Origin of the sequence: Paenibacillus sp. FSL K6-1122, assembly GCF_037977015.1 — a bacterium.
Taxonomy (GTDB): Bacteria; Bacillota; Bacilli; order Paenibacillales; family Paenibacillaceae; genus Paenibacillus; species Paenibacillus amylolyticus.
On sequence record NZ_CP150272.1, the window covers coordinates 1811132 to 1827311 of the forward strand.

Below are 16180 nucleotides of genomic sequence, written 5' to 3' on the forward strand. Positions count from 1 at the left end.
CGAAGATGTGATTCCGTCGTATAACATAATATTCAAGCAGCGGTTCCTTAAGAGCCTGGGTCTCCGGATAGATTTCGGAGGAATTTCAGCAGACAACCCCTTCGGGGGTTTATGAATAAAATAAAATGATTGGATTTACTTAACAGGAGGAAATATGTTAGAGAAGCTAAATATATATAATTTTGGCCCATTTAAAACATTTGAAATGAACTTCAATAAAGATATAACAATTATTCTCGGCCCAAATGCTTCTGGAAAGACGCAATTGCTTGGAGCTATAGTTGGAGTTTTTTATGGACAAGATTCAATTTCCGTAAACGATAACACAAACACAGAAGAAATGCGTCTTTCTTTAAAATTTAAGTTTCCAGATAGTCAAGTTGAACTAATACGAGGCTATACAAACAATAAATTTTATGTTGAGAATCACACACACTATATCTCAAATAATAAAATATTTCGTCTTAAAACTAATGATATCAATGAATTTGAACCAATTATTATCAATTATAAAAATAATTTGACTGAATTCAACATAGAACTTATAAAGAAGCATCTTCTTCAATTTCAAATTAAGGATACTTCGATGGACTTATTACTAAGGATAATTAATCGTATTGAAAAAACAAAAATTAAGAATTCGTATAAAATTCATTCCGGCGGAGACATGTATATTTTAGAACTATTGTTTTATTTGTCTATAGCCTTGGAAGATAAAACAAAATTGATTATTATTGATGAATTTGCAGGTATGCTTGATTCTCATTCAGCTTCAGCTCTATGGGATTTAATAATTGAAGTGTCAGAACGAATGCAGGTAATTATATCTATGAGTGGTTATCGTGTCCCACCTTTAGATCTTGAAAAGTCTATCAGAATATTACCTTCAGTAGATTACAAAAAAAGAAATAATATAAACTTTAATTATAGGTTCTTCGATTCTCTTCTTATCGAAAATCGAATATTTAACTCGTTAAAAAATAAAAATAAAATAGTTAAATACCTTATAAATACACAAGTTGAATTCGAGGAAAATATTACTATGGAATTTAAAGAAGTAAAAGGAGGTAATCCTGTAGACTCAATTCTAAGTGTCGTGGATCAATATGTAGTGGCTTATTTAAATGTAGAGAGAGATACAATTGGGACAATTTTATGGGGAATTAGTGATGATAGAATTGTTAAGGGGGTACGGCTAAACTATACCGAAAGGGATAGACTAAGAAGAGAAATAGTTAACAAACTTTCTCAAGTAACTCCTCCTATTCCAAGTCAAGTTTGTTCAATTTCATTAGTTCAATTGTATGATGAAAATATGAATATAGTAACTGATAAATATATTATTGAAGTTACTGTTCTTCCACATCAATCTGAATATTTTTTTGCTAATGGTAAAGATGAAGTTTATATAAAGACAGATGGCGGAAAACGAAGACTTAAGGCACATGAATTACAAATTGAACTGAAATCTAGAAAATGAATCAAGTGAAAGTAGTATGAATAAATTAAAGCATATATATGCATTTATTCAAGTTTTTTAAATATTGAAAATGAAGTATAAGAAAGAAGCGTTTCTAAAATAGTCATTGAAGTATTGACCGTCGTATAACAATATATTCACGCTGCGGCTCCGTTGGAGCCTTGGTCTGCTGGAAGGATTTCGTGGAAGTATATCGGCAGACAACCCCTTTGGGGTTTCATGAATACAGGAACGTGAAAGAATGGGAAACCATGAAGGAAAGAATAAGATGAAGAAGCGCGAGTTCCTTATCGGCGTTTTTGGCTTAGGGTTAGAACGTTTAAAAAAGCAAAGCGATTGACAAAGATAAGAATGATGAAGAAATGAAGGCAAGATTTGAAATTGGAAGCACGGTGTCACTTCCGATCAGACAGATAAAGAAAGGGAATTTAGTAAGTATTTCAAATCAAAGGAAGTCTGAAAAAGATTGAGAACGAGCTAAAAAATCATTGGAGAAAGATAGAAAGAAAGCATAGAATTAAAGAGGAAAAGATCAAATAGGATTAAGAGAATTTGGGAAGATCACAGGCAGCATATAACATAATATTCACGCGGCGGGCATACGCCCTTGATCCGGCAGTCGCCGGATACTCGACATGCATCGAGTCGTGAATACGGGAACGTTACATGCAACCTGAATAGCAGAAGAAATATAGAGAACCAAATAAATCAGACTGGCCAATTTAATTATTGGCCAGTCTGATTTGTAGTGAGTCTCTTAGAGATCAGTCAAAAGTCTACATCTGCTTCGTTGATTTCATCGAGTATGTCATCAAAATCTGTAAACTTATCTTTGTTGAATTTTACTTCTTCCTTTTTAAGTTTTTTTAGAATTTCTTTCTTTTCACCAGCATCTATTGTTTGTGAAGTGGAAATAGCATTAATAATGTCCTTAATTTCGTATATGTAATAACCATCGGTTGGCACAGATAAATCGTCTATGTCTTCAATATCTAGATCTTCATCTACAGCAAAATCAGACTTGTCTTTTTGAAATTGATCAACAAGATAAGCTTTCAAGTCTTCTTCGTCATCGAAACCTCGAACAGTAGATTTGTCTGCAGGAACGAGTAGATACTTTTGCAAGAAAATCACTCCCAAACTAAAGTTAGATTTTATAATACAACGATGCTTGATTACAAAGGAATTATATAACAATAAGCAAGAGCTGTAACTATCTAAATAGAAAAACATATATTTTTACATGAGAGAAATTAAAAAAGTGTAGAATGCTAAAAAAATACTGTAAAAATATAGAAATAAAGCATGAAGTCAAAGAAGTAAATGAATAAATAAGTTTAAGAGGATCTAAAAAACAGGCAGTATATAACATAATATTCAGGATGTGAACATTCGTTCTTGGTCTGGCATTCGCCAGACATCCGACATTCGTCGAATCGTGAATACAGGAACGTTATATGCAACCTGAAAGACTGGGAAATCATAAGAGAGATTGAAATGAAGAAGCGCCGAATTGCTTATCGGCGTTTTTTGTTTAGGGTTAAAAATCAAAGGGAATACAAAGCTAAAGAACAATTAAATGAGAAAATCAAGGGTTAATACATGAAGCACAAAGTTGCTTCAGATCAGATGAATAGAAAAGAAGATCAGAAAGAGAAATTTAAAAGAAAATAGAGCTGAAAAACGTATTAAGACCTAAAAAACCATTGTGGAAAGATAGAAAGAAAGCATAGAATTGAAGAAGGAAATAATGAAATAAGATTAAGAGAAATTGGAAGGTCACAGGCAGCATATAACATCATATTCAAGCTACAGGCATAAGCCCTTGATCCGGCAGTTGCCGGACATCCGACATACGTCGGATCGTGAATATAGTGAACGTTATACGACAGAATCAAAAACAATAATAGAAAAGAGGATCATATGATCCTCTAAATGCTAGAGTTTTGCAATTCACAAAAGAGTTGTAAAGCGTCTTTGAAACCTTGTATGTAGATACTTCTTTCTAAGATGGATTGAAGAGAAATTTGAGCGTCTTCGTAAAGAAAAACCGTATGTTGAAGTTGATCAGGTAAAGCATCACGAAGTGTTTTAAAGTATTGATCTGCCTCCGTAGAAAGCTGATTGTATTCCGTATGACATTCCACAAGCTCAGTATAGAGTAACTCTAAACGTATTCTTATTAGTGGTTCTGTTAACGATTCTAATGTATTAACCATATAATTAATCCTCCTTATAATTAACTTTACGAAGTTATTATATAACCTTATAAGGTTAATTACAAGGTGAATATTTGACTTTGTAGAGTTAAAATTTTGCTTTTCGTTGATGATTATTGATGTGGAAGATAAGATAGAGCTATGGAGGGGAAAAGATGAAAGTAATCAAGTGCAATATACGAGAACTCATGGCAGAACATCGAATAGATGATATAACCGAATTGATGGTGAGATCAGGCTTAAGTCGTAACTCAATCAACAAGTTATATAGAGAGACGAATATAGAAACAACAAAATTAGAAACACTATTCAAGTTGTGTGATACGTTTAATTGTAAGTTGTCTGATTTAATCGACTATGTACCAGAAGAAAATAAATAGTGAGAGGCGTTTCGAGAAGAGATCTCGTCGTGTGACATAATATTCGAGCAGCGGCTCCTAACGGAGCCTTGGTCTGATGGAAGGATTTAGGAGGGAGTTTCAGCAGACAATCCTTGGGTTTCATGAATACAGGAATGTTATGTGAAATACTCGTAAATTATAAATAATGAAATGTGAAATAATTGATAGATTTACATATTACTCAGATATTATTTTCAAGTAAAAAAAGAAAATAGAAGAAAGAAAAACTTTATGAATGCTATGAAGTATACTCGGAGGGCATATATGACAAAAAAAATCTTATTGGATTTCTCAGATTTTTATGAAGATAGATACGAATACAGTCGAACTGGGCCAACTGATAATATTTTAACTCAAGAATACAGAAAACCCAATGATGTCAGCAACTTTTTTAAAAAAAGGGGTTTTTGTCCATTTTGCATGAAAAACATTCCGGAAGTTTTTAATAAGACAGATAAATTTACTATGGGTAAAGAAATGTGGACATTTATCAAAGTATGGGAATGTGACTCGTGCAAGTGGTGGGAATACTCAGATCAATTTAGCGAAGAGGAAGATCATATTTCAGAGTTACATACACAAAACTCGGATATTTTAAGACATGGAATTGTTAAAAAATTTAATATTGGTGACAAACAAATTCCAATTAATACACTTATAGACGAACTTATGAGAACAAAGGAGATACTATATAGTATCGATCCTTACAAATTTGAAGAAATTGCTCAACATGTATTTTCTGCATATTTTAATTGTGAGGTTAAACACGTCGGTCAAACTGGTGATGGCGGTATAGATTTAATTATTGTGCTTTCAGATGATCCAATTTTGGTACAAGTAAAGCGAAGGACGTCTGCAAACCATATTGAGTTAGTGAGCGGTATCCGGGAGTTTATTGGATCTATGTATATAAAGGATGCTCGGAAAGGAATATTCTTATCAACTGCAAAAGACTTCTCTAAAGGAGCCAAGGAAACAGTGAATGATGTTTTAAATAACAGAAAGTTTGACTTTTTTGAACTGAAGGACTTTAAGAGTTTCTGCGATATGTTAAGCGTTCTGAAAACAGAAGACTATAAACCATGGAATAAATTTATTAAATAAGTTTTGCTTTAAGTGTTGATGGGAAATGAGTTCTTTATGTAGTAAATCAAAGAAGGGAAGTCCATCACATAACAATGCATTCACGATGCTGGTTGCTAACGTCCCCTTTGTCCACACCGAGGGATTTCAAGGAAGAGGAATCAGGCAGTGAGGTTCTTGATTGCAATACGTTATACGACAGAACGAAGTAAGTATGATGAAGTTATCTCAATTAATGAAGAGTTAATAAATCTTAAATTGCGGTGAAGAGCTACAAAAAGAATTAAAATTCTTATAACTGAAAGGCGGATTTATATGCAATCTCCCTTTATATCGCGTGTGAAAGTTGAAAACTTTAGAAACTTTAGAAATGTAGATGCTTCATTGAGCCATAAGCAAATTATCATTGGTGAAAATAACGTAGGTAAAACCAATCTTATCCGGGCTATACAGCTTATCTTAGATCCAAGATTAAGTGATGAAGATCGTATGCTAGGAGAGTCTGATTTCTACAATGGAATATTAGATCCTTTAGAAAATGGTGAGGAGATCAAAATTTCTATTGAGGTTCAAGGATATGAAAATAACAAAACTTTACTTGCCGTCTTATGCGATGCTTCGATTTCTACAAGTCCGGCAACTCTAAAATTCACATATCGTTATTATCCTATATCTAAAGAAGACGGTTCCAAGGAGTATAACTATACAATTTACCAAGGGAACAATGAGGCTAATCTTTTTACGCATAAACAACGAAAATACTTCAATATTAGAGTGATCAGCGCTTTAAGGGACGTAGAAAATGAAATGAGAAATTCAAGGAAATCTCCAATTATTGAGTTATTAAAAGAATATGAATTTAACAAAGATGAGTTAGAAAGAATAGCTTCTAATTTGAAAACAGAGAGTAACGAATTGCTTTCTATGGATGAAATTCAGGATGCAATTACTAAAATGAATTCTCGTTTTGGCAAAGTGATTGGAATTCAACCTGATTCTGAATTGCAGCTTGAAACAATGGACTTCCAAGCGAATCGACTCATTTCAGCACTTAAACTAGTGATGGGCCAGCATAAGAGATCTACGAGTGAAACTAGTATGGGATTAACGAATCTCCTTTATATTTCCCTTATCTTACTTTTGCTTGAAGATAAAACTATCCCAAGTCTTTCAAGTACCACTCAATATCATTTTTTGAAAGAACTAGAAGGTTCAGAAATACTTGATGATTGTTATGAAGAATCTGATAAAGGTAACTTCAAGTTAAAAAACGATATAGAAGAAACAATATCAAGAACCTTATATGCTTTTATGGACAGTCCTAGCAGAGAGGCAAAAGGATTTACTCTTCTCGCCCTTGAAGAACCTGAAGCACATTTGCATCCTACTTTGCAGCGTATTATTTATAGAGATGTAATGCAGGGAAATACATCGTTACTGATGACGACTCATTCTCCTCATGTTACCTCTGTTGCTCCTCTTGAATCTATTGTACATTTGCTTTGGACATCTGATGGAACTCTTGTAAATACAACTGCAAATATCAAATTACCCCCTAATGAAAAACAGGATTTAGAAAGGTACTTAGACGTAAAGCGGGGAGAATTGTATTTTGGAAAAGCTGTTATTTTGGTAGAAGGAATAGCAGAAGAATATTTGATTCCTAAATTCGCAGAATTACTCGACAAGCCGTTAGATTCTAGGGGGATTTTGGTTTGCAATATTAACTCCACTAATTTCACTCCATACGTAAAATATCTTTATGAACTTGGAATTCCGTATGTATGTATAACGGATGGTGATTACTACATCATTGTTGAGGATAAGGAAGGAAAGGAATCTAGAAAGTACGGTCTAATGAAAGAATCTGATCACGAAAATTTTGGATACTTAGGAAATGAAATTATAGGACAACTTTTAGTGGACCTAAAAAAAATAAAGACTCTTCCTGATGATATGTCATGGGTAGAACAGGATGAATTATTTTCTGAGCAAGGCTTCTTTCTAGGAGCGTATACCCTAGAAACAGAAATAATGGCAAATTGTAAATCTAACATATCGGCCCAAGAAAAGATCTGGCAAACCTTTAATGAGTTAACAAGCGGCGGCGATCAACAAAAAGAGAATTTCAAAAAAGAACTAAATGAAGGAAAGTATGATGCCTGCTTGAGAAAAATAGAAAACAGCAGTAATGGAATAGGTAAAGGTCGCTTCGCCCAACGTCTTTCTATGAAATGTACAAAACATCATATTCCAAGCTATATAGAAGATGCTATTGATAAAATTTTTGAAAAAGTAGATGGTCTTATATGAGTAGTAGTTATATAGAGAAGCTACTTCAAATCAAGAAAGATCCTCATCAACATGAGGCTTTCACTTCTAAAACAAATACAGTAGTTATTGCTGGGCCTGGAAGTGGAAAAACTACTGTTTTAACTCTCAAAATAATGAGTTTACTTCATGATGCAATTGCCGAACCAAGAGGTCTTGCTTGTATTACTTATAGTCGTGCAGCAGCCAGAGAATTTGAAGAACGGTTACTGTCATACGGGTATCAACCCAAAAGCAATGTATTTCTTGGCACTGTTCATGCTTTTTGTATATCAGAGGTTATCGCACCTTTCGCACATCTTTCTATTTACGAGATTCCTTTGCCATTAAAAATCATTTCGGAAAAAGAAAGAAAGCTATTATTTAACGAGGTGTGCAGGGTGCTGCATATATCGAATGATGATTTAAAGATTGAAGAAATGGATAAGGAACGAAATTTAATTATTGAAGGAATAAGTAAAGTGCATATTCCTAGCTATGATCTAGCATTAAGAGTCGCTTTAGAATTTGAGGATAGACTACACGCTAGTGGCAGAATAGATTACATTGATGTTGTCAAATGTTCCACTTTAATTATTCAAAAAGAAAAGTATGTTAGAGATTGCTTGGAGGCTAAGTTCCCTTGGATTCTTATTGATGAGTATCAGGACTTGGGTAAGCCTCTACATGAAATGGTTCTATCCCTTTTTAATTTAACAAAAATTAAATTTTTTGCAGTGGGTGATCCCAATCAATCAATATATAGCTTTGCCGGAGCGATACCTGATTATCTATTAGAACTATCTGCTTTAAGAGAAATGAGTTCCATCGAACTGCTAACTAACTTTCGAAGTAACCAAGGCATTATAGATGCCTATACACTTGCAATGCCTCCGGCCAGCATTAAAAATTATAAAGCCGGAAGTAGATTTAATGAAGAAGCTGAATTTAAATTTGTAACTTGTAACGAGGGCCTTGAGGATCAATATCGAAAGGTTGTAGCATCGATTATTCCAGAATGTATTCAAAATGATGTTCCATACAGAGAAATATGCGTTTTAGTTGGTAGTAATGATAACGCTAAGAAACTAGGTGAGCTTTTTCAAAGTGAAGATATCCCATATTACATCAACAAACGTAAAGACTTCGAAATCACAGAGATCGTTAAATGGTTAATTGGATGTGCAAACTGGTGCTTAGATTCAACTAAGGAATCCTTCTCTGATTTATATTTATTTTGGGCAAATATTTTCGGGGTTCATAAAGGACACTCCATTACAAATGATGTTGTTAAACAAAAACTCTTTTATGCAGCCCTTACTCAAAGCAAGCAAGCATCTGACAACCTTTCAGATTGGCTTGATTGTATAGACGAACAGGTACAGTTGCTAGATCTACTTTTTGAATCTGACTTTTATTCAGACGAACATGAGAATTTAAAGAAACTCAAAGAACTTGCATATGATGGTGAGTTTCAAGATTTTTCTCTAAAAAACTTTGTGGGGATTTTAAAATCTTCTGATCGAGTGACTATTTCTACTCGACATAGCTCGAAAGGATTAGAATTTGAAGTTGTTATTTTGCTGGGATTGGAAGATGGAAGTTTCCCTTTTTTCAAAAGTATCAACAGTAAAGATCCTAGCAAGTTAGAAGAAGAATTCAGAGTTTTTTTCGTCTGTATAAGCCGAGCTAAAAGAGCTTGTTACTTAGTCAGATCACTAAAGCAACGAAATAAATATGGAAGAATATTTGATAAAGAGCCTTCAAGATTTTGGACGATGCTCTATGACGTGTATGGCGATTAATTACTTCTCTGTAACTCCTACCTTGAACTTTGTTTATTACGATGAGATGAGGCTCACAGTCAGCCTATATGCCCAATGTGAGCCTCATCTCATATTAGGCTAGTTTCTTTCTATTCGGTATTTTCTAAGGGTGCCGGAGTTTCCAGATGTTTTGATTATAAAAAATGTGTGAATATCCAGTTGTTCAGTAGAAAAAAAGGCTCTTCACCGTAACGTTTCATTCACAGACTTCAACTAAGAAACAGAAAACAAGCTGCATTCCCGATGTCGTAGAATTGTTGGAACATATAACGGTTTAATGAAAGAGTAGAATATAAGAGGGTGATGGTTAACTCGAAGATGTGATTCCGTCGTATAACATAATATTCAAGCTGCGGCTCCTTCGGAGCCTTGGTCTGCGGATGAATTTCGGAGAGGCATTTCAGCAGACAACCCCTTCGGGGTTCATGAATACAGTAACGTTATGTGAAATACATTAGGCGCCAAGGAGAGTATTTATGAGGATATTAGAAAGCCATCCAAGTGACTGGAAGGAATTAGAGGTGAAAGTTGCAAAGATTTTAAACGCTTCCGGATTCAAAGCAACAGTAAATAAGCAAATTAAAACAGTTAGAGGACATGTAAATGTTGATGTATATGCAGAAGATGTTAAATCTATTCCAAAGTCAATAAATTTATTCGAGTGCAAGTATTGGTCAGCAGATATTCCTCAAGCAGTGATTCATTCTTTTAGGACAGTATTAAATGACTTTGGGGCCAATAGTGGATTCATAATTGTTAAGAACGGTTTTCAATCAGGTGCTTATGATGCAGTTAAGAACACAAATGTTCATCTTTTAAGTTGGAATGAATTTCAAGATGTATTCATAGAAAGATGGCTTGAATGTACATTAGATACACTTAATGAAATTAGTCTACCGCTAAGGGATTATACTGACCCATTAGATATGGATAAGTTTTACGAAAAAGCTTCAGATGGTGATAAAGAAATCTACAAGAATCTCTGCGTTAAATATGTAGGAGTAGCACTTTACTCTAGTAAATTTCTTTACCAATTTCAAAGTGGAGTAATGCAAATTAAAAAAGAAGAAGTTGATCAAGTAATAGATAAAGCAATAAAGGAAGAATTATTAGGTACAACACGGTTTCGCTCATACTCCGATTATTTTGAATTTTTGTATGATAATTGTATGGAAGGGATGAGAGAGTTTGAATTACTATTTGAAAAGTATAACTGAGAAGGATGCACTTCACATAACATAATATTCACGCTGCGGACATTCGCCAGGCACCCGACATGCGTCGGATCGTGAATACAGGAACGTTATAGGAAATCAGCTTGCAGAAAATTTTTAATACCTAATGAGGTGAACACATGCAGAATGTAGATGGATTCTTGAATTTGAAAATCAGCCAACTTTCAACTTATAGAAATGAAAAAATTGTACTATTTTATGAGTTTTACAGAAACATACCTAATGAAAAGTTAAAAGAAATATTTTCAATACTTCATAGTAGCTTGAATGATTTATTCTCATTTATGAATAGTAAAAACAGGCCGGGGTTAGGTGGGCATTATAATGCTCATGAGAGTAGATCTCTGATCGAAATAATCGATAATATAAGAGTTCTTCAAACTTCCCTTAAAAATGATTATAGTTTTGAAATAGATCAAGAATATCAAGATACTATGAATTTTTGTGAGAAGTTTTTATCGGATAGTGGAGGCAGCGCAATTCCAGATGAATTAACGCGAATTAATATAATCGAAGATAGACCAGTATTTATATTACTTGATACAACAGTAATAAAAACGTTAAAAGCAACAGCTACAATGGACTTGAAGCAAATAGGAGAAGGTTCATATGCAAAGGTCTTCAAATATAAAGATCCGTTTTATGATTGTGATTTTGTAATCAAAAGAGCTAAAGAAGATTTAAGGGAAGACGAATTAATCAGATTTAAGAATGAGTACAACGACTTAAAGGCTTTAGATTCTCCATTTATTATTAAGGCATACTACTATGACGATGAGAAAAAAGAGTACACAATGGAATATGCAAATAAAACTCTTGAAAAGTTTATGAGTGAGAATAATACCAAATTAAATTTAGATAGAAGACGAATTTTGATAAATCAATTGTTGAATGCTTTTGAATATATACATTCAAAAGGTTATTTGCATAGGGATATTAGCTATCAAAATATTCTCGTGAAAATTTATGAATATAGTTCATTAATGATAAAGGTATCAGACTTCGGTTTAGTAAAACGACCTGATAGTAAGCTTACGCGGCAGGGAACAGAAATAAAAGGAGCTATTAATGATTATTCTGATCTTGCTGTAGTCGGATTTGAGAACTACGAAGTACGTCATGAAACGTTTGCCCTAATCAAGATCATTTACTTTATTTTAACGGGGAGACAAACAAATTTTCATAAAGAAAAGAATGATGTCGTTAAGGAGTTTATCTTAAAAGGAATATCGTCTGACAAAAATGAGCGATACTCATCTATAGAACAAATTAGAAGGAAATTAATAGAGGATGTATACCCTGCTATAAGATCAATGAAGTGATTTCGACGAAGTTGCTTACATCCTATAACATAATATTCACGCTGGGGACAGACGTCCTTGATCCGGCATTCGCCGGATACTCGACATGCGTCGAGTTGTGAATACAGGAACGTTATACGCAACCCATGAATCCAAAAAAACTATTTTGGAAGGAATAAATTAAATGGAAAACAAAGAAACCTTAAAACAAGAATTTTTGAAAGCTAATCCATTATATCAACGGCTATCGTTCAATATAACCGAATCTCTAAAATTCTTACTTAAAGATAGTGGTATCCCATATTTAGACGTATATTCAAGAGTTAAAGAGTTTGATTCATTTTTCGATAAGATAGATCGGAAACAATATAAAAAACCATTTGATCAAATTGAAGATATTTGTGGTTTACGTATTGTTTGTTACTATCCTTCTGACATTTTGCAAATTAAAAAAATAATAGCCGAAGAATTTGTCATTGTGAATTCAGAAGATAAGGTTGATAATCTTGAACCAGACAAATTTGGATATAGATCTCATCATTTCGTTGTAACGCTAAGACACGAGTGGTTAAACGTTCCCAATTACAGAGGATTAGAAGGTATAAAAGCTGAAATTCAAGTACGAACGATATTGATGCATGCTTGGGCAGATATCTCTCATAAGCTATCTTACAAAAAGAAAGAACATATTCCAGAATTATTTCAGAGAAATTTATTTCAATTAAGTGCATTGTTTGAGATCGCAGACGATAGATTTGAAATGCTTCGAGCAGAGCGTGAAAAATATCGTAATAGTATGATTAACAATGGACAATTCAATCTTGTTCAAGAACTAAATTTAGATAGTCTCCAAGCTTTTTTGGACTTTAATTTTCCAGATCGAGTTAAAGACACCGATGATATTATAGATTTATTGGACGAATTAATGAAATACGAAGTTTCTTTAGAAGAATTGAATGAATCATACATTAAAGTCAAGGGATTATTACCTGAATTTGAGCAGGAAGTTTTCTATGAGAACAATATAGGTATTGACGAAGAAGAAAGTAGATGGACTCAGTGTGGAGTTGTTAGAAGTTTCCTAATCCTAACAAACGATCGCTATTGGGAAGATAGATGTTCTGAGTTTCCAAATAGCGTAATTGAATTAAGACGAAAACATAGAGATAAAGTAAAGAGTATTGAAGCTTGATCGATGAAGCCGGGGCAGCGTATAACATATTATTCACACATCGGGCATACGCCCTCGGTCCGGCAGAGTGATTTCAAGGAGGTAGAAGTAGCCGGACACATACGACTCCGTCGGGCGTCGTGAATACAAGAACGTTATCCGAAACCCCTTGGAGATACAAATAAATTATTACGAGGTGTATTTTAGATGTCAATTTCTTTGAGTTCGGAAATAATTCAAACAGTAAGGGAATTTCTAGATATCGATTATGAAATTACTCCAAGTGATTTATATGAAAAATTATATCAATACAGATCTAAAACTCATCCTGATTTATTTATTGACAAAGATGAAAAATCAGCTGCTGAGAATAGGTTTAAGGATTGTTATAAATACTTAGATGAACTATCAGATTATATAAATAAAGATAGGATGATTAACCCAAAGGAACTAACTGTATATGACAAAGAATTTGAAATGCTTCAGAGACGGCAAGAAATGATAAAAAATGAAAAAGAATTGGAAAGATATAAGAATGAGATTCTATTTCTTCAATCATCAAGCATTAATTTATCAAATAAAGTAAAATCACTGGAAAGCGAAATGAAAACTTTACGAACAAGTAAAATTTCGGAGAAATCTGATGAATTAATATCAACATATAGACCAACCTCAAAAAACTTTAAAGTATTAGGAATAACTATTGTACTTTCGACGTTAATTGCAGTGTTGACACAAATTGAGCAAATTACGGGCAAAATTTTAAAATATTCTCCTTTAGACAAATCAATTTTAAATATTATTGTTTTTACTGTCTTTGTTTTCGTGATTGTATTCTATCTAAAGAAGTTCATAGAACATAAAAGAGTTGAGGGATTTATAAAGGTTATACAATCTCAAAGAAGTATAAATGGATTCTATGAATATTTAATGGAAACTGCGAAAGATAAGGAGTTTAGTGATTATGATGTTTACCAGTATATTGAATTAAGACTCGAACCACAGAAGTTCATTTCGAAGCATATTCTTTCTAATATGAGTAAAGTAAATAAAGAAGAAACTTATGAAGTGTTAAAGGAGATTTTTATTTATAATCTCTTGATAAAAAGTTTAGTAGTGCATGTTGGGGCTGAAAATCTAAATCAAAAGTTTAAAATGAAAAAATCTAACTCATATAGTTTTGATGACATTAATTTAGACTTTGAATTCTAAAAAAACTTGCAAATAAAAGTAGGGAAAAATAGAGGTTGTATATCCTAGAAGAAGGGGCATCGGATAACAATTCATCTACGCTGCGGAGCTGATGCTCCTTGGTCTGCAAGATGAAATTCTAGGAAGTATATTCAGCAGACAACCCTCACAGCCTAACCGCATCGCGGCCAGTCGCTACGCTCCTTTAAGGCAGTGAGGGCTCGTAGATACCCGAACGTTAAACAAAACCCCTAAACAAAACAAAAGATACAACACATTTGAAAGTTGAGGATGAGATTAATGGAGGATCGAGTAGGAGCTTTTTAAAGCCTTGGTTGGAGGGGGGAGAAATTTCTTAACAGACAAGTGAAATTGCTGTGACTGTGAGGTTAGATAGGAAGCTGAGAGTTCGTCTTATTATTGACACCGAAAGTTTATATCGGTGTTTTTTTATTTTTAATTCGACTGCCGCATTAAAGCAATCATAGTTTATCTTAAAATTTGGTTTAGATGAAAATATTAGTATTCAACATCGGGTATAGATAATCGCTTTAAAATTGACTGTTCACGTCTAGTCTCAACAAGACATGGTGCAGTTAGACCCATCAGAGAGGTGGATGTATGAGCCGTTTGCTTGACTTATTTGGAAGAGGAACGGCGCAAGCTTAATCAACTTGGAGAGGCATCCTTGAAGCAAGCGATTCCGTTGTGGGAGAACCCTGAGGTTCAGGAACAGAGCCGGAGGGTGGATGAACTGGTGGCCCAAGTGAGTGAGATGAAGGCGAGACATAACCGAGTTGTAAGATGATGAGAGAGGTACAAAATGCGTAGGGGAGGAGAAGCAATGGAATTTCCACCGTGGATGCAACAAGCGATTCAAGCAAGGCTGGATGAGGTGACTGCCCGGCTTGAACATGATCCTGAACTGAGTCGAGTACGTGGGGGAACAGACGAAGCATTTGAAGTTTTGTTTGCAGGTAAAGATGTCGAGCAAACACCTGAATATAACGAGTGGGAGAATCGTTTTATTGTTAGCAAAGGCATAGAAAATGAGCGGTTGTATATGCAGGGACTACGAGATGGCATTCAGCTCACAGTATCCTTGCTGGGTCAGTCGAAGTCGATGCCAGAGGAGACCGATACAGAGGCTTGATCCACTAAGGCGAACCCAAAAGTCAGGGGAAGCTGCCTAATGGGAAGCTGCCCAATCTTAACTTAAAAACCGGAGCCGAAGCTTGAATCTATCGCTTCGGCTCCGGTTTTAATGCTCTACTTTTCCAAATTCTAAATTAAGGAAAGGAGGGCATTGAGTATGTGTTAAGCTTAAACAAACAAAGGCAGAAGTGAGGTATGGTTATATGAAAAAAATATCTAAATACTTAATTTTGCTTTTTATGTTTATTGCGATTGTGTTTATTCTTTTTTTTTTGAATACGGACAAAAAAGAAGCCAATGAGCCAGTGGTTAATGGCAATATCATTCACGTCAAAAACTTTGATCTGGATGCCAAATCAACGAATTTAAAGACTATGACAGAAGGGTCGATATTCGTTGAAGGTGAGAAGGAGCATATTGATCATATCAAAATAGTAGCCCATGTAGAGATTGACCCCGTTGACTGGGGTGGTGTTGCATTTTATATCCCTGATCAATGGAGTGTCTCAAGTATCACCAGCAGTTATCCTGAACATCAATCGAAGTTAAAGCCTGCTGAGTATGTATCCACCTGGATGAATTCTTCTGATGACTCTTCATGGCGCACGATGATTGAGATTGGGAGAGAACGAAATTACATAGCAAATGGCGGAGGCACTGGAACGATTGTGATCGAGTTAAGTCCAGATCAAAAGGGTATGTCCCCCTCTGAGTCATTAAAAATTGGTATTGAGGTCGGATCAGAAGAGAAAAATGGAAACCGAATTATGGGTACGGATTCTGTTAAAGTTGCTGTATTTTGAAGTGT

Annotated in this window: 14 protein-coding genes; 12 read left to right on the forward strand and 2 right to left on the reverse strand. The window is 34.3% G+C overall.

Annotated elements, in window-relative coordinates; genetic code table 11:
- Positions 1-154: 154 nt before the first annotated feature.
- Positions 155-1480, forward strand: a complete 1326-nt coding sequence (locus NSQ20_RS08030) for an RNA-binding domain-containing protein (RefSeq protein WP_340032231.1) — start codon at positions 155-157, stop codon at positions 1478-1480.
- A gap of 768 nt (positions 1481-2248) precedes the next feature.
- Here NSQ20_RS08030 and NSQ20_RS08035 read toward each other — a convergent pair.
- Both NSQ20_RS08035 and NSQ20_RS08040 read right to left on the reverse strand, forming a co-directional pair.
- Positions 2249-2605, reverse strand: a complete 357-nt coding sequence (locus NSQ20_RS08035) for a hypothetical protein (RefSeq protein ID WP_338708096.1) — start codon at positions 2603-2605, stop codon at positions 2249-2251.
- 806 nt (positions 2606-3411) lie between these two features.
- Complete coding sequence (locus NSQ20_RS08040) at positions 3412-3699, reverse strand: DUF6809 family protein (protein ID WP_338708097.1); 288 nt, start codon at positions 3697-3699, stop codon at positions 3412-3414.
- Positions 3700-3854: 155 nt separating this feature from the next.
- On the opposite strand from NSQ20_RS08040, the gene NSQ20_RS08045 reads away from it, so the two are divergent.
- The 11 genes from NSQ20_RS08045 (at position 3855) to NSQ20_RS08095 (ending at position 16175) form a co-directional block, all read left to right on the forward strand.
- A complete protein-coding gene (locus NSQ20_RS08045) occupies positions 3855-4079 on the forward strand; it encodes a helix-turn-helix transcriptional regulator (RefSeq protein WP_338708098.1) in 225 nt (74 codons plus the stop codon).
- Positions 4080-4364: 285 nt separating this feature from the next.
- Positions 4365-5204 carry a restriction endonuclease gene (locus NSQ20_RS08050; protein WP_338708099.1) on the forward strand — a complete coding sequence of 280 codons (840 nt, stop codon included), beginning with the start codon at positions 4365-4367 and terminating at the stop codon, positions 5202-5204.
- A gap of 294 nt (positions 5205-5498) precedes the next feature.
- Positions 5499-7496 (forward strand): AAA family ATPase, encoded by a 1998-nt coding sequence (locus NSQ20_RS08055; RefSeq protein ID WP_340032232.1) that lies wholly within the window; start codon positions 5499-5501, stop codon positions 7494-7496.
- Positions 7493-9298, forward strand: a complete 1806-nt coding sequence (locus NSQ20_RS08060) for an ATP-dependent helicase (protein WP_338708101.1) — start codon at positions 7493-7495, stop codon at positions 9296-9298. Before NSQ20_RS08055 ends, NSQ20_RS08060 begins: the two co-directional genes overlap by 4 nt.
- 497 nt (positions 9299-9795) lie before the next feature.
- Positions 9796-10536 carry a restriction endonuclease gene (locus NSQ20_RS08065; protein ID WP_338708102.1) on the forward strand — a complete coding sequence of 247 codons (741 nt, stop codon included), beginning with the start codon at positions 9796-9798 and terminating at the stop codon, positions 10534-10536.
- 137 nt (positions 10537-10673) lie between these two features.
- Positions 10674-11876, forward strand: coding sequence for a protein kinase family protein (locus NSQ20_RS08070; RefSeq protein ID WP_340032233.1), 1203 nt, complete (start codon positions 10674-10676; stop codon positions 11874-11876).
- 163 nt (positions 11877-12039) lie between these two features.
- Entirely contained in the window at positions 12040-13047 is a 1008-nt protein-coding gene (locus tag NSQ20_RS08075) for a hypothetical protein (RefSeq protein ID WP_338708104.1), read from the forward strand.
- 186 nt (positions 13048-13233) lie between these two features.
- A complete protein-coding gene (locus NSQ20_RS08080) occupies positions 13234-14238 on the forward strand; it encodes a hypothetical protein (protein WP_338708106.1) in 1005 nt (334 codons plus the stop codon).
- A gap of 613 nt (positions 14239-14851) precedes the next feature.
- Positions 14852-15025 (forward strand): aspartyl-phosphate phosphatase Spo0E family protein, encoded by a 174-nt coding sequence (locus NSQ20_RS08085; RefSeq protein ID WP_338708107.1) that lies wholly within the window; start codon positions 14852-14854, stop codon positions 15023-15025.
- A 36-nt stretch (positions 15026-15061) separates the two neighbouring features.
- A complete protein-coding gene (locus NSQ20_RS08090) occupies positions 15062-15370 on the forward strand; it encodes a hypothetical protein (RefSeq protein ID WP_338708108.1) in 309 nt (102 codons plus the stop codon).
- A gap of 205 nt (positions 15371-15575) precedes the next feature.
- Positions 15576-16175, forward strand: coding sequence for a hypothetical protein (locus tag NSQ20_RS08095; protein WP_036669386.1), 600 nt, complete (start codon positions 15576-15578; stop codon positions 16173-16175).
- Positions 16176-16180 lie beyond the last annotated feature (5 nt).